This is a genomic window from Pseudomonadota bacterium (genome assembly GCA_018817425.1).
GTDB lineage: Bacteria > Desulfobacterota > Desulfobacteria > Desulfobacterales > RPRI01 > RPRI01.
Map to the genome: position 1 here is coordinate 74,752 of JAHITX010000023.1, position 20,869 is coordinate 95,620.

A 20,869-nucleotide genomic window follows, 5' to 3' on the forward strand; every position below is an offset into this window, starting at 1 on the left:
CTTGGATGAGCTAAACTTAGGCAGAAATCGAAGTAAAATATTTTTCATTTGAGATCAGGGTGTTATTGAAAAACGTTCGTTTTTTAATTGTTCTACTATCTCAAGTATATCGGCAAGCTTGAAAGGTTTGGCTACAAACCTGAAGACTCCTTTCTGAAGTGATTCTTTTGAGGCTTCTATAGTTGCGAATCCGGTTATAACTACGATTTCCGTATGAGGGGATTGCTTTTTTACTTCTGTTAAAAATTCCATACCGCTTACCCCTTCCATTTTAAGATCGGTAATTACAATATCGAATTTTTTCTCCAGTATTCTTTCCATAGCATCTGCGCTGGTTGTAAAAGTTTCCACTTCATAGCCGGCTTTAAGGAATGCAGGTTTCAGACGTTTGCATACTATAGGTTCATCATCTAGAATCAGTATCTTAAGTTTTACAGGATTAACTCCGGTATTACTGCTTGAATTGTCCATTAGTAACCTCCTTTTATAAGATATCCTGACTCGGTATGGGGCAATAATTATCTATGGTGCCGGGTTTTTCGTTCAAAATAAGTAAAATACTTTGTACATTGGCTTATTCCAATGCCACCGGGATATTCTCAATGCCGATCAGTACTTTTTTTACTCCTTCAACTTGCTTTGCAACTTCAACCAGATCATTTCTAATTCTGTGTTTTCCGCTTGAAAATATTCCGCCGGTTTCAAAACTTCCGGTAATGGTGACTGATCCTTTTTCAGATGTTACATCCAAGCCTAATCCTTTGGTTTGGTCATGTGTAACTAATGCTGTTTTTACCTGGCATGCCAAAAGAAAATCATCAATAATATTTTGAGACTCCGGTGACTGTTCAAATTCTTTCTGTTTCAGAGTACAGATAATTATTTCACATGCGCTTTCCAAGCTTATGGCGTCAATATTAATAACCATATCATATAATGCCGGATCACGCCAATCAACATTGTATAGAAATTTTGTCCATTTTATCCGGCTTTCATCCATTTTTAATATTCTTTTTTTTGCTTCTTCATATGTTATATTTTGTTGATCCGAAAGTGTACGGGAACGGTTTTTAAGAAGAGCGATTACGCGTATTTTTAATACTTGCGGGACGCCTTTTAATAAAAAATGTCCGGCATGTCCATAATAAACAAAAGGCCCTTTTTGTGCTCTTTCCGCCAAAGCCAGCTGAATGGCTGTAAGGTAAAGACCGCGTTCTGTAGAGTTACCATGAATCAATCCTTTGGTTTTTTCCAGCTGCTGGAGAAGAAGGGGTTGTGATATTCCAAAACGGTTGGAAGCTTCTTTTAAAATCTCCTGGCTGATTGCCGGAATATTTAATTTTTTAGAAATGCATTTGGCCAAAGATTCTCCACCACTCATAGTACCTCTGGAAATAGTTATAATAGCCATCTGTTCTCCTTTTTATCTGAATATTTATTATTTATAATTACTTTTATTAAATGATTATTCACTCTGAAAGACCTATCCCTTTCATTACAAGATTTCGCAATTGGGAAAGTTTAAAAGGTTTGGCAATAAAATCGTAGGCTCCTAATTTTAAGGCTTCTTTAGCCTTTTCAACCGTTGCAACTCCTGTAATGATAATAACTTTTGTTTCCGGAGAAACTTTTTTTACTAATTTCAACACATCAATTCCGTCCATTTCTTTCATTTTAAGGTCGGTAATTAATACATTAAATAATTTTTCGGAAAATCTTTTTACGGCTTCATTAGGATCAGTAAAAGTTTCTATTTCCAAATTTGCCTTTTCCAGAGTTGAACGTAACCGTTTACAAACAATCGGTTCATCATCTATAATCATTACACTGCTGGTTTTATTCATCTGTCCTCCGGTTTGACAAGAATAGATTCCTCCCCGTTTAGAAATTGGTTTGCGAATAAATCAATATCATTTTCATTTCGCAACTGTACGTCTAATTGCCGGGTATAGCCTATTAATCGGCCTATCAGGCGGAACTTGTCTTCCATCTGGGGCCGGTCAATCTTTTTTATTCTGGCTATAATCAACTCACCTTTGAGTTCAACTGAAAAATCGTTTTTTTCCAGTATTCGGGCCAGCACTTTTACTCTTCTTGTACGCCTGGAGATTTCAGTGACTCCTCCAAAAAAGCGAAAGTAGATGTAGTTGTTGTTCCTGTCGTCGGACATGTTTCCGTCAACCATATTAAAGTGATATCCCAAACCAAGGTTAAGGTTTATATATTCCTTTGATATGATAGCTAAATTTATATTAATCCTGTCCGGCAGAGACTGTGATGAACGGTTGCTGGTGAAGCTGGACATAAATCCCTTAAAATCAAGGTTCACGGGCTGATATTGCCATACACCTGGAGCAGTAAGAGCTTTCAGCAGAATCAGCAAGGGTTCACAGGATAGTTCTTTAAGAGATATCTCGTTTGAGGAAATCCCCTTTTTAATTCCTCCTCCGGTGTCAATGACTGTTAAATTTAAAGGTATGTTGAGTTTTAGTTTTGTCAGGGAATGTATAAAACTTAATTGTCTGGGTTGAATTCCCTGGGCAATTTTTCTTACAGCCATCTCATGGGCAAAACGGATGATATCATGAAATGTCCTGCAATGAGCAGGATCAAATTCATTAGATTGAGGATCCGTTAAATGAAGGGTTGATACTTTTTTCAACAGCCTTCTTAGCAATTTAAATTCATAAGTTTCTTCATATGGTATTTTTTCAATCAATTGAGCTGTTAAAAGTTCTTTTATAATCCCCTGATAAACAATATTTTCTTCAGCATCAACTGTAACTTCCATTCCTGTTTTCAGGATTTGAGTTGCATGAGAAGTATCTACTATTGTAGGGACTCTGAATTCTCTGCAAATCGTGGCCATGTGACCTGTAACCGCTCCTATATCGGTTACTACCGCACTCGCCAAAGGAACTATCTTAGACATTCGCGGAGAAGTATGTTTTAAAACAAGTACTGCTCCGCGGGGAAAATATTGAGTGTCTTCCTCGGTTCTGACCTGGAAAACCGTTCCTGCTCCTATCCCTCTGCTGGCAACCACTCCTTTGTCTTTTAAAATAACAGGATAGTTTTTGGCAGCGGTAACCAGTCGGTTTTTGTCCAGCTCATTTTTTTCCGAAAGTTGAAGGGAACGGGCCTGAAGGTAGACAATGTGTCCATTCTTATCGATAGACCATTCGATATCCTGAAAGGATTTCATATATTGCTCTATACGGATGGCTCCTTCTATCAGTTCATGCATCCTGGATTCATCAAGACAGGAGATTCTCTGCTTTTGGTCAGGAACCGGAACCAGTTTGATTCCACTATCTTTGGCCAGAGCATATTGTTTTGTTTTTCTGCCGATATGCTGCCATAAAACGGTATATGGGGACGTTTTGGAAACTTTATATTGATCCACCTCCATTTCGCCGTCAACCACTATTTTACCCAAACCCCAGCAGGCAGATATAATGACTTCTTCACCTTCAAGTCCATTAGGGTCAGCAGTATAAATAACCCCGCTTACCACTGGAGATAACATAGGCAAGCATCCGACAGCCATGGCCATTTCCTGTTGCTTAATTCCCATTTCATTACGATAAGTTATAACCTGAGGAGAAAACAGACTTGCTACAACTTCTTTATAAGCTGATTCTATTTGAGAAGAAGGCACATTTAAAACTGTTATATACTGTCCGGCATAACTTATTTGACTGTCTTCTCCAACTGCGCTGCTGCGAACAGCCCATCTGTTTGACGATTTATTCTTACATGATGAAAGTTTCTTGTGAATTGATTTTCTGATTTCAGGAGGTATCTTTGCCTGCATTATCTTTATCTTCAACTCTTTTGCTTTTTTCTCCATAACCTCCTGATTAAATTTGCCCTCACATAATGGAGCAACCAATTCTTCAAGCCTGTTGTATTCAATGAATTGCTTAAAAGAATAGGTAGATATTATAAAACCTTTGGAAACATTTAAATCAAGACGATTTGCAAGTTCTCCAAGGGTTGCCATTTTTTCTCCGGCAAGGTCGGTCATTTCTTTTGTAAGATCACTTATAGAATAGACATATTCTCCTTTTGGAAGAGTGAACTGAGAATTCAATTCTCCACGAATATCTATTTTGGCTTTTTCAAAAACATCGAAAAGATGCAGATGTTTTTTTGGAGTTATCAGATTAAGATCGTATATAATCTTATATACTACATCTTCCAGTTGATTTATAATTGACTCAATATATTGTTTATCGAAAAGATAATCTCCGCTAAGCTTTTCTCCCATGTCTGCCATGAGATCCAGAGCTTTATTGTTGTAAATTAAAAGTTCTCTGAATGTCCGGAAGAGAAACTGGAGGGACAATTCATCTTCGTTCTTATTGCGTCCCCAAAATATTTTGAGTGGGTTTATCATTCAGATTGAACCTTTTATAAGCTACTGACTTTATATTTAATGACTGCCTTTTGACCCGAAAACAACACCTATAAGCAATCCGCTGAAGGTGGCTATGATAACAGCCAGAATTCCGTACAATAAGCCATTTTTGAAGGCCAGATTCGATATCATTGCAGGTAATCCGGTCAATTTAACCTCAATGCTGCTTGAGCGCACCAGTCTGCTTTTTCCGTCTTTTAAAGCAAACAACTCAAGAGTGTAGGTTCCCGGAGAAATTTTAGCCGGCACATTCAATACTGCATCAACCTGATCCCAAGCTCCTTTTTCCAATGGTTTAATATTTACCGTTCCATCAGATATCTGATAGAGTTTATCAGATTCCTTTAATTTGATAAGTTCATTAATTAAAAGGGAGTTATCGGTTTGATGTTTTTCAGGATCTTTATTCAGGCTTTTATCCGGCAGGCTTTCTGCGAGCAAAGAGAAGTAATCCAGCTTCATGGCTTTAATGCTATCCCTGTTTTCTACAGAAGATAAATCTTTTGAAGTCATGAGAAGATAAACATTTGGTATATCGTGAAAATGGATCTGTTCCACATTCATCCATAATCCCTTTACCCTGTCCTTTCTCATTAAAACCAGATCTTCTTTTGGGCCGATAAGTCTTAAAGCAACCTTGTTTCCGGAAGGGATTACTTCCCTTACGCTGACTTTACCTCCGGAAAATGAATAATTTATCTCAATGGTTTTGGGTTGAATAACATCAATATCTACAGGTGAAGTCTGGGCGTAGCTTTCTGAAGCAAAAAGAGAGGGAACAAAAAGCAGCGCCAAAAATATATAAAACAATCGCTTTAATAATAGCCGGTTCATTAATGGCCTCCTTTATAAGATAAAAGTAAATTAGGGATCGAAACAAGTCCGAAAAGCATCTGAACCATTACTATCAAGATGATTATAGCAAGCAGGATTTTAATCTGCTCTCCTTTCAACCGTTTGCTGATTTTTGTTCCTATTTGTGCTCCGAATGATGAGCCTACAAGAAGAATCAGGGCCAGTATAAAATCAACGCTGTGATTGATATGAGATTGCATTATTGTTACGTTTAAGCATGTAAAAAAAATCTGGAAAAGGCTGGTTCCGACAACAACATGCATGGGCATTCTTAATAAATATACCATAATCGGAACCATGATAAAGCCTCCACCGACTCCCATTATAGCAGCTAATACTCCGACAAGAGTTCCTAAGATCAAAGGCACAATAAGGGAAATATTGATCCCGGATTTGTCGAAATGAATTTTAAAAGGCAGTATGTTCAACAGCCGGGCGTAAAGAGAAGGTGGTTTAGTGGCTGATGAAGAAGTCTCTTCGATTGCGGATGGCTTTTTTAAGCTTTGCAGGCTTTCCACAAACATATAGCCGCCTATTATAGCGAGCATAGCCACATAGGTAATTTTTATAACAAAATCGGCATTGCCCGTAGCCCTCAATATCTTAACTAACTGGACTCCAAAAGTTCCCCCGATTACTCCACCGATGAGAAGCACAAACCCCATTTTAAAATCAACATTTCCTAATCTGTAATGTGCGTAGGTTCCTGAAGCTGAAGCGGCTACGATCTGGTTTGAATCGGAAGCCGCGGCCACGGTTGGCGGAATACCCAGCATAATCAATAATGGTGTCATTAAAAATCCTCCTCCGACACCAAATATCCCCGATAAAAGCCCGACCAGACCGCCAAGCCCGAGTATGACAAATATGTTCACAGCATTACCTGCTATGGGTAGGTATACATACATATGTCCGTTACCTTTCGTTTATATTTTATAATAGTTTTTAGGCGAAACTACTTCCACTCTGCACGAAATATTGTAGAGAATGTCCTTAACATGGCACACTCTCTTTTCGGAATTCCATAATATATTTCCTTCAAGAATTCCTGATTCCACTATCAGTAAACTTATTTTATTGTGCTCAACAAAACGGATCACCTCCTTGTTAAAATCTCCTTCAGTGACAAAGTATTCAATATTCACTGAATCGGATCTTGCATTTTGAATTATACTATCCAGCCTGCATGCTGCTGAAGTTTTGGCGAATTGCTCCGGTGTCAATCCTTCTTTATTATCAGGAGTAAAAACCCTGAGAATAAAGACTGTGGATTTGATTCTTTTTGCAAGAGAAATCGCCCCGCCAAGGGCCTCCCATGCATTATACTGAGCATTCATTATTACGAGAATTCGTTCCATCCTTCTCCTGATATATAGGGGTCTGGGATTCCAGGGTTCAAGCGCTATTTTTTATTTTATACATAATCTAAATTATACCGGTATCTATCTGAAGTTTTCACAAAAGTTCTTTTACTTGAATCCTTGCCCCCTTGATTCCTTGAATCCTGGTATCCATATAAGCAATAGAAGGGCCAAATCGAATGGATTGATATAACAGCTTGTTATTCTTGTATATCAAATTGGGTGGAAGAGCTTTTATAAAAAAGTTAATGTTTCAATATGAAAAAACGCATGGATTTTTGTATTTGTTTGTGCCATATTGAAACATATATATTAATTGCCCGGAAATCTATATATGAAACAGGAGAATTTTAATGCTTCAAACAATACGTTCAAAACTCATTTTTGCTACCTGTATTATATTTTTTTCAGTATGCGCATTAACCGGTCTGAACTTGTGGAGCCTTTCATATATCAATAAACTTATGGTCTTAAGTGAAAGATTCAGTGATCTGGCAAACAATATCCTTGAGGTACGTAGGTTCGAAAAAAATATTTTTCTTTATTACGACAAAGATAGTGTGAGGGAAGTAATCAGTTATCTTGAACAAAGCGATGAACTGGTAGAAGAACTTTCCGCTGATATTATCAGGATAGGCGGAGAAAAAAGATATTCGGAATTCAGGCAAAACCTTAGTGCTTACCATGAAAAATTGAAACGTTTAAAATTAAATATTGGTGAAGTTGCCGGAATCAATCAGGACCGGATGCGTTCAGAAGGCAAAAGTATGGTGGATTTTGTAAATGAGCTGATAAAAATAAAGCGAAATAAAATACACAAAACTATCTATCGCATATCATTGCTTCCTTTTGCTTTTTTAGGCATATTTATACTGGTTACTATTTTATTTTCCATATTTATTTCCAGCCGTTTATTTTACCCGCTTAGTTTGCTTAAAAAGAAAACGAAAGAGGTGGGAAGCGGAGATTTTACACCGATTTCTTTCAAAGACCCTCATAATGACGAGATCTCAGGTCTTATCAGAGCATTTAATCTAATGGCTACGGCATTGGAGACAAACCAGGAGAACCTTGTACAATCCAGAAAAATGGCCGCTCTGGGTACATTTACTGCCGGAATTGCTCATGAGTTGAATAACCCAATAAACAATATCAGTTTAACTGCCGAAACTTTCCTGGATGAATATTCTGAAGGACTCGATTCCGAAGGGAAAGAGATGCTTTTAGATATTATTGCCCAGGTGGAAAGAGCAAACGATATTGTAAGAAATCTGCTGGATTTTTCCCGAACGGAAGAATCTTCTTTTTCGGATCTGGATATCAAAGATGTAATTAACAGTACTGTAAAACTAATAAAGAACCAGATCAAGTTTTCCGGAATAAAATTAAATGTCATGCTTAACCCTGATTTGCCGCAGATAAAAGGAAATTTCAGAAGTCTTCAGCAGGTTTTTTTAAACTTGCTGATTAATGCTAATCAGGCAATGTCGGGCGGAGGAAGCATAGAGATAAAGGCATATCCGGAATCTTCCCGTTTTGTCGAAATTGATGTTACAGATACCGGGCCTGGAATACCATCTGAAGCTCTTGAAAAAATCTTTGAGCCCTTTTACACCACAAAAAGCATTGGGACAGGAGTAGGCCTTGGTCTTTCCGTAACATATTCACTCATTAAAAATCATGGTGGAACTATTAAGGTAAACAGTGAAGTTGGCAGGGGAACAACTTTTTCTGTTTTTATTCCTTCTAAAACTAAATCGGAAAACCAATAATATGGAAAGACGCATAGCTGTTGTTGATGATGAGGTTACGGTTTGCCGCAGTATGTCCAGAGCCCTAACTAAAGAAGGCTTTGAAGTTAAGACATTTACTTCCGGAGGCCCTTTTCTTGAAAGCATGAAAAGCGCTCCTTATGGGGTTGTATTTGCGGATCTGATGCTTCCTGATATAAACGGAATGGATCTTCTTGCCCAAATCAAGGCGATAAATGAATATACTGAAGTAATTATTATTACCGGATATAGTTCTATTGATAAAGCTATAGTGGCAATCAAGAAGGGAGCCTATCACTATGCACCAAAGCCTTTGAAGTTAAGTGAAATTAAACTTTTAGCCAAAAGTGCGTTTGAAAAACTAAATATTTGCCTTGAAAACAGAAAGCTCAGAGAAGCACTTTTGAGCAAAGACAAGTTTAAAAGCATAGTAGGATCAAGCCAGGCAATTCAAAAGGTTTTTTCCATGATCCGTAAGGTTGCGCCGTTAAATTGCAATGTCCTGCTTCAGGGAGCCAGCGGGACCGGCAAGGAGCTTGTAGCAAGAGAAATCCATCAGACGAGCCCCAGAAAAGAGCGACCTTTTGTATCTTTCAACTGTGGCGGATTTACAGACGAACTTATAAACAGCGAGTTATTCGGATACGAAAAGGGCGCATTCACAGGTGCCACAGCTACACGTATAGGACTTTTGGAATCTGCTGCAGGCGGAACGGTTCTTCTTGATGAAATAGGTGAGATGCATTTATCCATGCAGATTAAATTACTACACGTAATACAGGAGAAACAAATTATGCGTGTAGGAGGTGTAAGGCCCATCGATCTTGATATTAGAATTGTAGCTGCAAGTAACAAAGACTTAAAGCATGAGGTCGGTTTGGGCAACTTCAGGGAAGACCTCTTTTTCAGATTAAATGTGGTAACAATTTACCTGCCTCAACTGATAGAACGCCGGGATGATATACCTTTGTTGATCAATCATTTTATCGAAAAATACAGTCTTGCATTTCATAAACCTGTTAAAGGGATTGAGCAGCAGGCTCTTGATATTCTGATCAACTATACTTTTCCCGGAAATGTACGTGAACTGGAAAATATTATTGAAAGAGCTGTTGCTCTTATCGATTATGACCAAATCAGGTCCAGTGATCTTCCTTCTGATTTACAACAGCTTGAGTTTGATTCTATAGAAAGTGGAAAACTCGTGTCTTTGGATGAAATGGAGAAAAGATTCATCGGCAAGGTTTTGGAGCGCTCCGATTATAATAAGGGCCTTACGGCAAAAATATTAAATATTCCCCGTACAACTTTATGGAGAAAAATGAAAAAGTATGATTTGGGCTGAGGAGGATATTAACCGCAGCCATAAAACCTTTCTACTATTTCATTTTGAATTTGTATTGCTTGTAAACAGTTGCTGAAACTCTTTACCGCTATGAGGGAAGAAAGTTTAACGTTCGTTGACTCTCCCATCCTGATTCCCCCTTAATAAAGGGGGGTAGGGGGTTGTTTCGTCTTCATCTTTCTGCTTTTCGATTGTTCCCAGAGTAAAGCCCCCGATAAAACACCTTGCTTCCTGAGTTTTCGTGATAGAGCTTTCAGTTTCGGGTTATACAAAATTTTTATTACAACCCCCTTTATCCCCCTTTTTTAAGGGGGAATATGTGAGACAATACTTTTTTAAGGGGGAATTAATGAGTAGCCTCTTTTTTTATGGGAATGATTAAGATGCCCGATTTAACTTTTCTAAGGTAAAATTTAAGAGTAGAAGTTTCTCATTAATAATTCCAATAGTTATTCCCTTGGGTTACCTATATTTCATATTTGGTTTCAGATAAATTATAGGTGCAGTTACCTTGAGAAAAGCAGTAAAGTGTAAAATTATAACAATCAATAACCGGCAAGTCTGTTTTTAAGCCCTGAAAGCCTTTCGCGGGGTTTATCATTTTTTAATGCGATATCCAAAGCCTTTCTGGAACCGACTAATATTACTATCCTGCTTCCTCTTGTAATTGCGGTATAAAGAAGGTTTCTTTGAAGAAGTATATAGTGCTCAGTTACAAGCGGAATAATTACTGCCGGGTATTCGGAGCCCTGGGATTTATGAACCGATATGGCATATGCTGGTGTAAGTTCATCCAGTTCATCAAAAGTGTATTCGACTGTTCTGTCATAGTAATTTACGAGAAGTTCTTTCTTGTTAACATCTATTGAGACAATAGATCCTATGTCTCCGTTAAATACTTCCTTTTGATAGTTGTTTTTAAGATGCATTACCTTGTCACCCTCCTTGAACCTGTTTCCCGCCGCTTCAATAAAAACAGGACTGGGATTTAAGGCTTTCTGCAATACCTGGTTAAGATATATGGTTCCGGCAAATCCTTTATGCATGGGAGTTAAAACCTGAATATCTTCTACCGGATCGAAACCGCAAAAATGCGGGATTGTTTTTTTGCATAATTCAAGTATGAGAGGCGCTATGTGGTCGGATTTGTTTTGTTCAACAAAACAAAACTCGGAAATACTGCCTCTGTCTGCCGGGTCCTCGAACACAGGAGATTCTCCCTGCCGGACTTTATGCGCATTAATTATGATAGGGCTTTCCTTGGCTTGTCTGAATATTTTGCTTAAGTAAAAAACAGGGATCTGTTCGGAAAATATAAGATCAGATAGTATATTTCCCGGTCCTACAGAAGGAAGCTGAAAAATATCACCTACAAGTATTAGAGCGGAACTTGCCGGAATCGCCCTGATAAGACTATACATCAAAAAAGTATCTACCATTGATGCTTCATCAATTATTATTGCATCAGCTTCTAAGGGATTATCCTGATCTTTGTCAAAATATCCGTCGATTGCATTATAACCAAGGAGTCTGTGAATAGTCTGAGCTTTTCTGCCTGCAACTTCGGAAAGACGCCTTGCGGCTCTGCCAGTCGGGGCGGCAAGCTCTATTTTTTTACCTAAAGAGTCAAAAATTGCGGCAACCGATCTTATAAGAGTTGTTTTGCCGGTTCCCGGTCCTCCGGTTATGATAGCTATACGATGGGAAAATACTCCTTTGATAACACTAAGTTGTTCTTCTGAAAGTTTTATGGCAAGTTTTTTTTGAACCTTTTGAATAATTTCATCAGATTGCAGGGAAAAAGGAGACACCGGTATTGACATATAAGCAATGAGGCGATCAGCAATGCCCTTTTCTGCAAGATATAATTCCTTAAGATATACTGCGTTGGTCTCAAAATATTCGGAATTATTTTCGATGAAAATATCGCCAGTTTCCGCCAGATAATATATCTCATCTATTACGTAATCATATCCGATCTCAAAAGCAGTTCTGCATTTATCAATAATATTTTTTCCGTATAAAAAAACATGTCCGTCATTTGCGCCCTGTGCCAGCAAATGAAGAATGCATGCTCTTATCCTTTCCGGTTTATCATGTGAAAAGCCAATTTTTTTTGCTATTGCATCCGCAATATAAAAGCCGGTTCCGGCAATATCTTCTGCGATGCGATAAGGGTTATCGCTTAAAATTTTTACTGAATCTTCACCGTAAAGTTTTAAAATTTTGCTGCAATATGAAGTTTTGACTCCCATATCCTGCAAAAAATTCATAATACTTCTTACAAGATGATGGTTTTGCCATGCATCGGTTATTGATGCAGCTTTTGCTTGGCCTATACCGGATACTTCAAGAAGTCTTTCCGGATGCTTTTCGATAATTTCAAGAGTTGTTGATCCAAAACAAGCAACCAGTTTTGATGCAGCCGAAGGTCCTATTCCTTTGATAATTCCTGAGCCTAAATATTTTTTTATTCCTTCAGCTGTTGCAGGAAGCGTTACTTCAAAAGATTTTATTTTAAGTTGCTCTCCGTATTTGGGGTGGGTTTCCCAATTGCCGGCAATTTTAAGTGTTTCACCAGGACTTACAGCTGCCATAAAACCAACAACTGTTACAGGGTTTTCTATGCCCGGAGTTCTGATTTTGGCAATTGTATAGTGGTTTTCTTCATTAAAATAAGTGACATTTTCAAGATAGCCTTCAATAGTTGTTAAATGATGATCGTTATCTATCATTTATTTATATTTATCCATTAATTTATTGTCCTGTTCGGAATTGTTTTGAGTTAAAAGGGTTCAAGGGGTCAAGGATTCGAGGGTTCAAGGCTTGGATGTATGTGAGGTTTAGCTTGACCCCTTGACCCCTGCTGTTGGCTTTCGCCAACACTCATTATCCATCCGGCGGCATCAAAAAGATCTGCTGCAACATAGTCGGGAAGTATATTCTTTTCTTTCAAGGAATCCATTGCATGCTTGTAATTTCCGGTTTTAACAAGAATTGCATATCTACAACCTGCATTTCTTGCGCATTCGATATCTTTTGCACTGTCGCCGATCATAACCGATTTAGCTATATTTATGGCATATTTTTTTTGTGCCTGGTCAATAAGTCCGGGCTTAGGTTTCCGGCATTCACAGTCTTCTTCTGGTGTATGGGGACAGAAAAAGATATCTTTAATGTTGCCACCTTCATTTTTCACAGCTTTATTTATCATTACATGAATAAATTCAAGATTATCGTATGTTGAGATTTTGCGGTTTATCATGGACTGGTTAGTAATAATTATTACAGGATAGTCATTATTTGAAAGAATCTTTATGGCTTCAATGCTTCCGGGGATAAACTCAAATTCGGACCAGTTTTTTATATAATCAGGGGAGTCTTTATTGATAACTCCGTCTCTATCCAGAAAAATGTATGGTTTGTCATTGTTGCTGGTCATGAACTGATACCTGACTGCTCAGGTTCATAGGAACAGAGGTACAAAGGCACAAAGTTTTTTCTGTATGCCCGTTTTTCGGACCCAGACACATATACATCATAAATTTCTTTAACCACCTTCACGTCTTTACCTTTATCTCTTCCCTGTTTTTGCCTATTTACCGCTTAACTTCCTGATTAAACTGCTAAGCATTCGTTCTATTTCACGGCTTAATTCATATAGCTTATCGAATTCATCCCTGTTCAAATAATACAAGTTCATAGAAATTTCCATCTGGGTTTGCAATTCATATAGAGAACCCGTTGCAATTCGCAGAAAACGAAGATACTCATTAGTCGAATTTCTACCATAACCTTCCGCCATGTTGCTTGGGATTGAAATCGCGCAACGTCTCATTTGAGAAGTTAATCCATAAGCTTCTTCTTTAGGAAACCCTTTAGAAATCTTATATATCTCAATAACTAAATTCATTGATTTCTGCCAGACTTCCAGATCTCTATACGTTTTCATTGTTCTTTGTGCCTATGTGCCCTTGCTACTTTGTGCCTGAGTAGTTAATTATTCTAATTATTCAGCAACTGTAAACACATCAGCATATCCGTCTTCTGCAAGGATTTTTTCGTATTTGGCAGTATCCTCAAGATTTGAACATAATCCTACACGGACTCTATACAAAATTCTATTTCCGTCATTAATAATAGCTATGTGAGCGTTTTTATACTTTTCGTTAAGTTTGGCTTTTAATGTTTCCGCATTACTTTTATCAGCATAAGATCCTACCTGGAAAGTAAAATTACCAGAGTAATAATCAATCGGTGCTACTCTGTCTTTTTCTGATTTCACTTCCTGTCCTATGGTGGCAACTTCCACAGAACATGTACCAGGCCCTACTATACCGATTCTTTTTGCAGCTTCATAGGAAAGATCTATTATACGTTTGCTTACAAACGGTCCTCTGTCATTGATTCTTAAGGTTATTTCCTTGTTATTATCAAGATTCAATACTTTTACAATTGTTCCGAGGGGAAGGGTTTTGTGGGCAGCCGTCATATCATGCATATTATAAATTTCGCCGTTTGATGTCTTCTTTCCATGAAAATCTTTGCCATACCAGGATGCTATTCCGCGTTCACGGTAGCCTTTTGAATCAGGTATAGGCTGATACCATTTCCCGAAAACCTTATAGGGTTTTGGATAATTAGCTTTCGGGGGATAACTAGCTTTTGGTGGATATTTTGAAGACACGGATACCGGTTGTCTGCCTGTTGAACAGCTGGATAGAAGAAAAAGACCAAAAACCAGGAGACTAAAAATTGTTTTATGATTGTTTATTATTTTATTCATATTCTATTTAAGGTTGTTATCTTTTATTGCAATTTTTAAAACATCTATCATTTTCTCGGCAAAGTGAAACTTAATTGCTTTTTGCACTTTTTTTGGCACTTCAAAAAGATCATTTTCATTCCATTTTGGCAAAATGATGGTTTTTATTCCAATATTGTGTGCTGCAAGAACCTTTTCCTTTATTCCTCCCACAGGAAGTACCTGTCCTCTTAAAGTAATTTCACCTGTCATTGCAAGATTTTTTTCTATGGGTTTGTTTTTCAGCAGGGAATATAAAGCCGTAAGCATTGTAACGCCTGCCGAAGGACCGTCTTTGGGTATCGCGCCTGCGGGAACATGAATATGGATTTCATTGTTTTCAAAATATTCTTCATCAATATCCAATAGCTTTGCGTTTGATCTAATAAAACTTAAAGCTGCTGTAGCTGATTCTTTCATAACATCGCCTAATTGACCTGTAAGGATAAGACCTCTTTTTCCTTTCATGGCAGTGGCTTCAATAAAAAGTATTTCACCGCCTGTCTGTGTCCACGCAAGCCCTGTAGCGACTCCGGGAGTGGCTGTTCTTGAAAGTACTTCAGGATATCGACGTTCGGGTCCGAGGTATTTTGAGATATTTTGAGCCGTGATTTCAACTTTTTTTGCAGATTTTTCGGCAATACTGGTTGCAACCCCTCTGCATATTGTTGCCAGTTCTCTTTCAAGATTTCTTAATCCGGCTTCACGCGTGTAACCGGAGATGATTTTTTTAACTGCTCCATCCGAAAATACTATCTGTCCGGATTTAAGACCGTGAGCTTCACGCTGGCGGGGAATAAGGTAGCGTTTCGCTATTTTAAGCTTTTCTTCTTCCGTATATCCCAAAAGCTCAAGGACTTCCATCCTGTCTCTTAAAGCAGGAGGTATTGTGTAAAGAACGTTTGCAGTTGTAACGAACATTACTTTTGAAAGATCGAACGGAACATCCAGGTAGTGATCTGAAAACGAAAAGTTTTGTTCAGGATCAAGTACTTCAAGAAGCGCTGATGAAGGATCGCCGCGAAAATCGCTTCCTACCTTGTCTATTTCATCAAGCATGAAAATCGGATTATTTGCACCGGCGGTTCTAATTCCCTGAATAATACGTCCGGGAAGAGCCCCAACATATGTACGTCTGTGTCCTCTGATTTCCGCTTCATCATGGACACCTCCTAATGATATGCGTATGAACTTGCGCCCAAGCGCTCTTGCTATTGATTTGCCGAGAGATGTTTTACCTGTTCCCGGCGGGCCTGCTAAGCAAAGTATGGGGCCTTTTGATTCGGGTTTTAGTTTTCGTACGGCAAGAAATTCAATGATACGTTTTTTTGCCTTTTCAAGCCCGAAATGGTCTTCATCCAAAACCTTTTTTGCTTTCTTTATATCAAGATTATCTGTTGTACTTTCATTCCAGGGAAGAGTTGTAAGCCAGTCAAGATAAGTTGATGCCACCGTGTATTCGGCGGATGACGGGTGCATGCGCGAAAGGCGGTTTAATTCACGTTCGGCTTCTTTAAGCGCTTCCGGCGGGAGATTTTTCTCCTTTACCTTGGTTTTGTACTCCTCAACTTCCACATTGGTATCGTCTTTTTCCCCTAGTTCTTCCTTTATAGCCTTAAGCTGCTGCCTTAAGTAATATTCTCTCTGGCCTTTGTCCATATCCCCCTTAACCTGGGTTTGTATTTTGTTCCCAAGTTCAAGGATTTCCAGATGATGTGTGGCCTGTTTGGTAACTTCTTTTAATCTTTTGCGTACATCTTCTGTTTCAATTATTTTTTGTTTTTCTTCTAACGTTGTATTCATAATCGAAGCTACCATATCGGCCAGCATTCCCGGTTCCTGAATCGATTTAGCCATATTTGCGGTATCTTTCGGCAAACCGGGCGTAAGCTCAACTATTCTTGAAAAAAGGCTTAGCATATTTGCGACAAGAGCCTGTGTTTCTTTGCCTTTTGGTTCTTTCTCCTGTAAGTGTTCTGCTCTTGCCCTAAGGTAAGGCTTTCCTTCCATGTATTCTATTGCTTTAAATCTTCCAAGTCCCTGGACAAGAAGCTGGGTGCTGTTATCATAAGACTTTGCCATTCGTAATATTATGGCACTTGTTCCAAAAGTGTAAAGATCCTCCTGTGGATTATAAGGCTCGGTGCCGGGTTTTTTGGAGGCAATAAGGCCTATAATGCGATTGGTCGACATGGCCTCGTCAACAAGCTGAACGGAATCTGCCTGCATTACTACAAGAGGTAAAGCCATTTTTGGAAAAAGCAAATTATCAAACAAAGGAAGGACCGGAAGAATTTCAGGAAGTTTCTCTGTTTTTAAATCAAACGGTGATTGCTGTTGATCCATTGATACCTCCAAGCGACTCTAAGTAAAACATTTAAAAAACAGGGATAAATTAAGTTTGAAAACCGGATTGGAAAAAAACGTTAAAATTATCCATCAACAATAGAAACCTTATATGTTCTGTTAGTTGATATTTTGGCAAGTTTTATATGTAAAAAACCATTTGCGTAGGATGCCAAAACGTTTTCAGTATCTATCGGAACAGGAAAATAGAGTATCCGCTCAAAGGTTCCGTATTGTATTTCTGCAAGCCTGAATGTTGTATTTTCAGTCCGTGGAAGTTCATTGCGAGTTCCTTTTATCTTAAGTGCCATGCTGCTTATCTCTACTTCAAGAGTATCTTTGTTAATCCCGGCGATCTCGGCAATAACCACAACTTCCTTGACGGTTTCATAAATATCCATAGGGGGTTTCCACGAACATTCATAGAAAGAAAACATAGGGCTTAACGATTGGAACATGTCTTCAATAGTTTTTTTGTGTTCCGGATTAAACATTCCATAATCATTGCCAAATTTTATTTTGATATAATCCATTTTCGGCTCCTGATTTATAACGCTTAAATTTTATATTATAGGAAAATAATAGCAATCATTTAACAAACTACAACTTTGAGATACCTCTTGACAAGAAAAAACTTGTGATTAACTTTTTAGCAAAAAGGAGAACCACTTATTATAATTAATTTTAATTAATAATTATTGGCTAAATGATAAGAGGAGGTGTTATTATGACACAAATTGTAAGATGGGCTCCATTTGCAAGTATGACAAATCTTCAGGATCGCATAAATCGAATTTTTGATGATGTTGTGCGCTCAAAAGATGTTGAAGATGATATCAATCTTTATACTTGGAAACCTGTAGTGGATATTTATGATGATGAAGATTCCTTAGTCATAACAGCAGAGCTTCCCGGAGTAAATAAGGAAGAGGTATCTGTTGAGATTAAGGATAATATTGTTTCTATAAAAGGCGAGAGAGTTAAAGATAAAGAAATAAATAAAGAAAACTACTATCGCAAAGAAAGTAGTTACGGATCATTTTACAGAGCGTTTGCTTTACCTTCTGCTGTGAATTCGGATAAAATAAAGGCTACATTTAAGGATGGAATGTTAAAAGTTGAAATTCCTAAACCTGAAGAAGATAAACCCAAACAAGTTTTAGTAAAAGTAGATTAATATTGCAAATACATTCAGGAGAGCCAGCCAATAGCTGGCTCTATGGTATAAATTTGCTAATCAACTTATATTCATTTGAAGTTTTCCTCCAAATACCGTATTAAATAAATATGACTGAATTCTCTCTTAAAGACAGATATATCCTTGCTTCACAGTACTTTTTATATTTCGGTGTAATGGGGGCATTTTTACCCTATTTTAACCTGTATTGCTATAAACTTGGGTTTACAGGTTTTCAGATAGGTGCATTATCAGCTTCAAGATCTGTTATAATGATTATATCGCCTCTTTTGATGGGAGCACTTGCAGACCGTTTTCAGACAAGAAAAAAAATATATCTTTTATGCCATTTTACTAGCGCTGCAATTTGGTGTTTTTATTTTTTAACTTCAAGTTTCTGGGCAATGCTCATAATTACAGTTTGCTATACGGCATTTTATGCTCCTATAATATCATTCCTTGAAGCCTTCACAATAGATATCCTTGGAAAAAGAAGGAAGAAATATGGCAGTATCAGAGTATGGGGTACTATAGCTTTTATTGTAACAGTATTTATATTGGGAAAAGTTCTTGATATTTATCCTATCAGAATAATTCTTCTTTTTATTTTTGCAGGTTCAGCAATACAAGCTGCTTTTGCAATCAAGATTCCGGAAGTAAAACCTCTAAACAAGAAGCCTTTCTACCATGAGGCAATAACACTTTTAAGAAAACAAGAGGTAATAATTTTTCTTGCAAGCGCTTTTTTAATGCTTGTAAGCCATGGAATGTATTATGGATTTTTTTCCATACATCTTGAGAACCTTGGATATGACCCTACATTTATAGGGATTGCCTGGGGGTTGGCCTCAACGGCGGAAATCCTTGTAATGATAAATTCAAACAGAATTTTTAAGAAGTTTTCAATCAATACGGTTATTATTTTTGCATTTGCCGTAGCGGTGTTAAGATGGTTGACTCTTTCTCTGGCGGTATCTCCTGTTATTATTCTTTTATCTCAGACCATGCATGCGTTTAGTTATGCTGCGTTTCATATATCAAGTCTTCTATATATCGATTCCATGACTTCTAATGCAACCAAGACTCTTGGCCAGGCACTTAACAATGCAGTTACTTACGGGCTTGGGCTGATGGTTGGATTTTTTTTGAGCGGGTGGCTTTACGAAAAAGCAGGTTCATATGCACTTTTTGGCTTAAGCAGCTTAATAGCTTTAACGGGGGGGATAATTTTTGTTTTATATAGAATTTTTGGCACAAAATCAAGATAGTAATTTTAAAGGGGTTAAAGATTGCCAAGTTTTCAAGATAAGATTCTTGACAAAAATAGTATGATATAATACATCTCCCAAAATTTTTAAAATTATATATATTCGTTTATATAAATGTATTGAGGGTTATTTAATAAAAATATCAGCAAATTTAACAGGAGGTTATTTCAATGGCGGATTATACTATCAACATTTTTTTGGATGATGAAAAATTAAAGAAAATTGAAGAAGCCGGGTTGTCCGGAGAGGTTACAGAGATAGATGGCAAGAAGGCAGTCCAGGTGCCTTTTAGCGCCAAAGAACATAAAAAACTTATCAAAGGTTTTCCTGATTTAGCTTTTGACGCATCTAACGGCTGCATTATTCCTGAAGGTGCCGAAAATACTCTTTTTGGGATTGTAACCGATATGAAGACTTTAGATGTTATGAAATTTGCAATTATGAAAATTTATAATCCTCTTGCAGGAAAAGCACCCAGGTCTGCAAGATTTTCATAAATGATCAAAAACATTCGTTTTTAATTTAAATCCCGTTAGGAAGCTGATTTCTAACGGGATTTTTTATCTTTGCCTTGGCTTCATTTTCAGCCAGGGCCGGGGCTTATTCGACCTTGGCCTGTTTATGGACTTTTTAAGAGTTCATCATTTCTTTTTTTGTTGTTTTTAAGTTCTTCTCTGTGTTTCCTTGCTTTACATATCTGCTTTTTCTTGCCTGATATTAAGCTTTCTATAGTAATTTCATCAAGGCGGTTAAAGATAGCCTTGCTGGCTTCAATCCAAACCCATCGGGAGAGACAATCGCCTGCCATATTGCACACACCGCAAAGTTTGTCTTCCGCTTCAGCACAGTTTGTGATAGCGGCTGTTCCCTCAAGTGTTCGAACAATATCACCAACGGTAATTTTATCTGGTGATTTATTTAACATATGCCCGCCATAAGGTCCTCTCCGGCTTTTTATTAAACCGGCATCTTTTAGTTTTTTGATCAAATGCTCAAGGTATTTTAATGAAATATTCTGTCGTCTTGCTATATCCCTTAAAGGGACAGGGTGTTCATTTGCATAAATAGCAAGATCAAGAATAAGGCGTGTGCCATATCTGCTTTTTGTTGTTAATCTCATCTGGTAATTATCCTATAACTCCATAGCTAAGCCGGGGAGAATGGAAAAGGTTTATAGAAAAATGCTCCTGTTCGTAGATAAAAGTATATTGGGATGATCCTGGAATCTACGAAAGGAGCAAGGAATAAATAAGGCATTATCACATACAGTATGGGAGTGCAAATAGCACATAGTTTGGAGCCAGTTTCAAAACGTCCCATTTTAGCCGATCTCTGTGTTGGGTTTAAATTTTGCACGAAGTGACACGTAGTGAAGCATAACCCGACTTTCGCATAAAAATAATAAGCGTTATTATCTTAAAGGTTTACAAAGTAAGGCACTACAACTAACCCCTAAAGTTTTTTCATGCGATAGTTTTTGTTATTATTAAATTTTTATAATCAACATTCAATTTTTGA

Annotated in this window: 19 protein-coding genes; 5 read left to right on the forward strand and 14 right to left on the reverse strand. The window is 37.6% G+C overall.

Going from position 1 to position 20,869, the window contains the following annotated elements; genetic code table 11:
• Nucleotides 1–54 precede the first annotated feature (54 nt).
• The 7 genes from KKC46_05285 to KKC46_05315 all read right to left on the reverse strand — a co-directional run bounded on the left by KKC46_05285 (nucleotide 55) and on the right by KKC46_05315 (nucleotide 6,636).
• A complete protein-coding gene (locus KKC46_05285) occupies nucleotides 55–471 on the reverse strand; it encodes a response regulator (GenBank protein ID MBU1053228.1) in 417 nt (138 codons plus the stop codon).
• A gap of 103 nt (nucleotides 472–574) precedes the next feature.
• Nucleotides 575–1,411 (reverse strand): cytidylate kinase family protein, encoded by an 837-nt coding sequence (locus KKC46_05290; protein MBU1053229.1) that lies wholly within the window; start codon nucleotides 1,409–1,411, stop codon nucleotides 575–577.
• Between the two features lie 58 nt (nucleotides 1,412–1,469).
• The gene (locus KKC46_05295; GenBank protein ID MBU1053230.1) at nucleotides 1,470–1,844 is read right to left on the reverse strand and encodes a response regulator; all 375 of its coding nucleotides are present in this window, start codon (nucleotides 1,842–1,844) and stop codon (nucleotides 1,470–1,472) included.
• On the reverse strand, nucleotides 1,841–4,402 hold the full coding sequence (locus tag KKC46_05300; GenBank protein ID MBU1053231.1) for a pyruvate, water dikinase: 2,562 nt from the start codon (nucleotides 4,400–4,402) through the stop codon (nucleotides 1,841–1,843). The genes KKC46_05295 and KKC46_05300 overlap by 4 nt, the downstream gene beginning before the upstream one ends.
• A 36-nt stretch (nucleotides 4,403–4,438) precedes the next feature.
• Nucleotides 4,439–5,257, reverse strand: coding sequence for a TIGR02186 family protein (locus tag KKC46_05305; protein ID MBU1053232.1), 819 nt, complete (start codon nucleotides 5,255–5,257; stop codon nucleotides 4,439–4,441).
• Nucleotides 5,257–6,186: a sulfite exporter TauE/SafE family protein gene (locus KKC46_05310; protein ID MBU1053233.1), complete on the reverse strand. Its 930-nt coding sequence runs from the start codon at nucleotides 6,184–6,186 to the stop codon at nucleotides 5,257–5,259. Before KKC46_05310 ends, KKC46_05305 begins: the two co-directional genes overlap by 1 nt.
• An 18-nt stretch (nucleotides 6,187–6,204) precedes the next feature.
• A complete protein-coding gene (locus tag KKC46_05315) occupies nucleotides 6,205–6,636 on the reverse strand; it encodes a universal stress protein (protein MBU1053234.1) in 432 nt (143 codons plus the stop codon).
• A gap of 356 nt (nucleotides 6,637–6,992) precedes the next feature.
• On the opposite strand from KKC46_05315, the gene KKC46_05320 reads away from it, so the two are divergent.
• Nucleotides 6,993–8,411 carry a HAMP domain-containing protein gene (locus KKC46_05320; protein ID MBU1053235.1) on the forward strand — a complete coding sequence of 473 codons (1,419 nt, stop codon included), beginning with the start codon at nucleotides 6,993–6,995 and terminating at the stop codon, nucleotides 8,409–8,411.
• A 1-nt stretch (nucleotide 8,412) separates the two neighbouring features.
• The gene (locus KKC46_05325) at nucleotides 8,413–9,756 is read left to right on the forward strand and encodes a sigma-54 dependent transcriptional regulator (protein MBU1053236.1); all 1,344 of its coding nucleotides are present in this window, start codon (nucleotides 8,413–8,415) and stop codon (nucleotides 9,754–9,756) included.
• A gap of 545 nt (nucleotides 9,757–10,301) precedes the next feature.
• On the opposite strand, the gene KKC46_05330 is transcribed toward KKC46_05325, so the two are convergent.
• The 6 genes from KKC46_05330 to KKC46_05355 form a co-directional block, all read right to left on the reverse strand.
• On the reverse strand, nucleotides 10,302–12,491 hold the full coding sequence (locus KKC46_05330; protein ID MBU1053237.1) for an ATP-dependent RecD-like DNA helicase: 2,190 nt from the start codon (nucleotides 12,489–12,491) through the stop codon (nucleotides 10,302–10,304).
• Nucleotides 12,492–12,559: 68 nt separating this feature from the next.
• Nucleotides 12,560–13,198 carry a D-glycero-beta-D-manno-heptose 1,7-bisphosphate 7-phosphatase gene (gmhB, locus tag KKC46_05335; GenBank protein MBU1053238.1) on the reverse strand — a complete coding sequence of 213 codons (639 nt, stop codon included), beginning with the start codon at nucleotides 13,196–13,198 and terminating at the stop codon, nucleotides 12,560–12,562.
• Between the two features lie 153 nt (nucleotides 13,199–13,351).
• Nucleotides 13,352–13,708, reverse strand: a complete 357-nt coding sequence (locus tag KKC46_05340) for a four helix bundle protein (protein MBU1053239.1) — start codon at nucleotides 13,706–13,708, stop codon at nucleotides 13,352–13,354.
• Nucleotides 13,709–13,765: 57 nt separating this feature from the next.
• A complete protein-coding gene (locus KKC46_05345; protein ID MBU1053240.1) occupies nucleotides 13,766–14,542 on the reverse strand; it encodes a septal ring lytic transglycosylase RlpA family protein in 777 nt (258 codons plus the stop codon).
• Nucleotides 14,543–14,545: 3 nt separating this feature from the next.
• Nucleotides 14,546–16,906 carry an endopeptidase La gene (lon, locus tag KKC46_05350; protein MBU1053241.1) on the reverse strand — a complete coding sequence of 787 codons (2,361 nt, stop codon included), beginning with the start codon at nucleotides 16,904–16,906 and terminating at the stop codon, nucleotides 14,546–14,548.
• Nucleotides 16,907–16,992: 86 nt separating this feature from the next.
• Complete coding sequence (locus tag KKC46_05355) at nucleotides 16,993–17,439, reverse strand: Hsp20/alpha crystallin family protein (protein MBU1053242.1); 447 nt, start codon at nucleotides 17,437–17,439, stop codon at nucleotides 16,993–16,995.
• A gap of 194 nt (nucleotides 17,440–17,633) precedes the next feature.
• Here KKC46_05355 and KKC46_05360 point away from each other — a divergent pair, with 194 nt between their 5' ends.
• From KKC46_05360 to KKC46_05370, 3 genes are all read left to right on the forward strand, one after another.
• Nucleotides 17,634–18,083 carry an Hsp20/alpha crystallin family protein gene (locus tag KKC46_05360; GenBank protein MBU1053243.1) on the forward strand — a complete coding sequence of 150 codons (450 nt, stop codon included), beginning with the start codon at nucleotides 17,634–17,636 and terminating at the stop codon, nucleotides 18,081–18,083.
• A 110-nt stretch (nucleotides 18,084–18,193) separates the two neighbouring features.
• The gene (locus KKC46_05365) at nucleotides 18,194–19,351 is read left to right on the forward strand and encodes an MFS transporter (GenBank protein MBU1053244.1); all 1,158 of its coding nucleotides are present in this window, start codon (nucleotides 18,194–18,196) and stop codon (nucleotides 19,349–19,351) included.
• A gap of 170 nt (nucleotides 19,352–19,521) precedes the next feature.
• Nucleotides 19,522–19,848, forward strand: a complete 327-nt coding sequence (locus KKC46_05370) for a hypothetical protein (GenBank protein ID MBU1053245.1) — start codon at nucleotides 19,522–19,524, stop codon at nucleotides 19,846–19,848.
• Between the two features lie 122 nt (nucleotides 19,849–19,970).
• Here the strand turns inward: KKC46_05370 and KKC46_05375 are convergent, their stop codons facing one another.
• Nucleotides 19,971–20,471 carry an Rrf2 family transcriptional regulator gene (locus KKC46_05375; GenBank protein MBU1053246.1) on the reverse strand — a complete coding sequence of 167 codons (501 nt, stop codon included), beginning with the start codon at nucleotides 20,469–20,471 and terminating at the stop codon, nucleotides 19,971–19,973.
• Nucleotides 20,472–20,869 lie beyond the last annotated feature (398 nt).

Bases quoted from the DNA above. Each gene is read 5' to 3' on its own strand.
- KKC46_05285 (MBU1053228.1), bottom strand. From the start codon at position 471: ATGGACAATTCAAGCAGTAATACCGGAGTTAATCCTGTAAAACTTAAG.
- KKC46_05290 (MBU1053229.1), bottom strand. From the start codon at position 1,411: ATGGCTATTATAACTATTTCCAGAGGTACTATGAGTGGTGGAGAATCT.
- KKC46_05295 (MBU1053230.1), bottom strand. From the start codon at position 1,844: ATGAATAAAACCAGCAGTGTAATGATTATAGATGATGAACCGATTGTT.
- KKC46_05300 (MBU1053231.1), bottom strand. From the start codon at position 4,402: ATGATAAACCCACTCAAAATATTTTGGGGACGCAATAAGAACGAAGAT.
- KKC46_05305 (MBU1053232.1), bottom strand. From the start codon at position 5,257: ATGAACCGGCTATTATTAAAGCGATTGTTTTATATATTTTTGGCGCTG.
- KKC46_05310 (MBU1053233.1), bottom strand. From the start codon at position 6,186: ATGTATGTATACCTACCCATAGCAGGTAATGCTGTGAACATATTTGTC.
- KKC46_05315 (MBU1053234.1), bottom strand. From the start codon at position 6,636: ATGGAACGAATTCTCGTAATAATGAATGCTCAGTATAATGCATGGGAG.
- KKC46_05320 (MBU1053235.1), top strand. From the start codon at position 6,993: ATGCTTCAAACAATACGTTCAAAACTCATTTTTGCTACCTGTATTATA.
- KKC46_05325 (MBU1053236.1), top strand. From the start codon at position 8,413: ATGGAAAGACGCATAGCTGTTGTTGATGATGAGGTTACGGTTTGCCGC.
- KKC46_05330 (MBU1053237.1), bottom strand. From the start codon at position 12,491: ATGATAGATAACGATCATCATTTAACAACTATTGAAGGCTATCTTGAA.
- gmhB (MBU1053238.1), bottom strand. From the start codon at position 13,198: ATGACCAGCAACAATGACAAACCATACATTTTTCTGGATAGAGACGGA.
- KKC46_05340 (MBU1053239.1), bottom strand. From the start codon at position 13,708: ATGAAAACGTATAGAGATCTGGAAGTCTGGCAGAAATCAATGAATTTA.
- KKC46_05345 (MBU1053240.1), bottom strand. From the start codon at position 14,542: ATGAATAAAATAATAAACAATCATAAAACAATTTTTAGTCTCCTGGTT.
- lon (MBU1053241.1), bottom strand. From the start codon at position 16,906: ATGGATCAACAGCAATCACCGTTTGATTTAAAAACAGAGAAACTTCCT.
- KKC46_05355 (MBU1053242.1), bottom strand. From the start codon at position 17,439: ATGGATTATATCAAAATAAAATTTGGCAATGATTATGGAATGTTTAAT.
- KKC46_05360 (MBU1053243.1), top strand. From the start codon at position 17,634: ATGACACAAATTGTAAGATGGGCTCCATTTGCAAGTATGACAAATCTT.
- KKC46_05365 (MBU1053244.1), top strand. From the start codon at position 18,194: ATGACTGAATTCTCTCTTAAAGACAGATATATCCTTGCTTCACAGTAC.
- KKC46_05370 (MBU1053245.1), top strand. From the start codon at position 19,522: ATGGCGGATTATACTATCAACATTTTTTTGGATGATGAAAAATTAAAG.
- KKC46_05375 (MBU1053246.1), bottom strand. From the start codon at position 20,471: ATGAGATTAACAACAAAAAGCAGATATGGCACACGCCTTATTCTTGAT.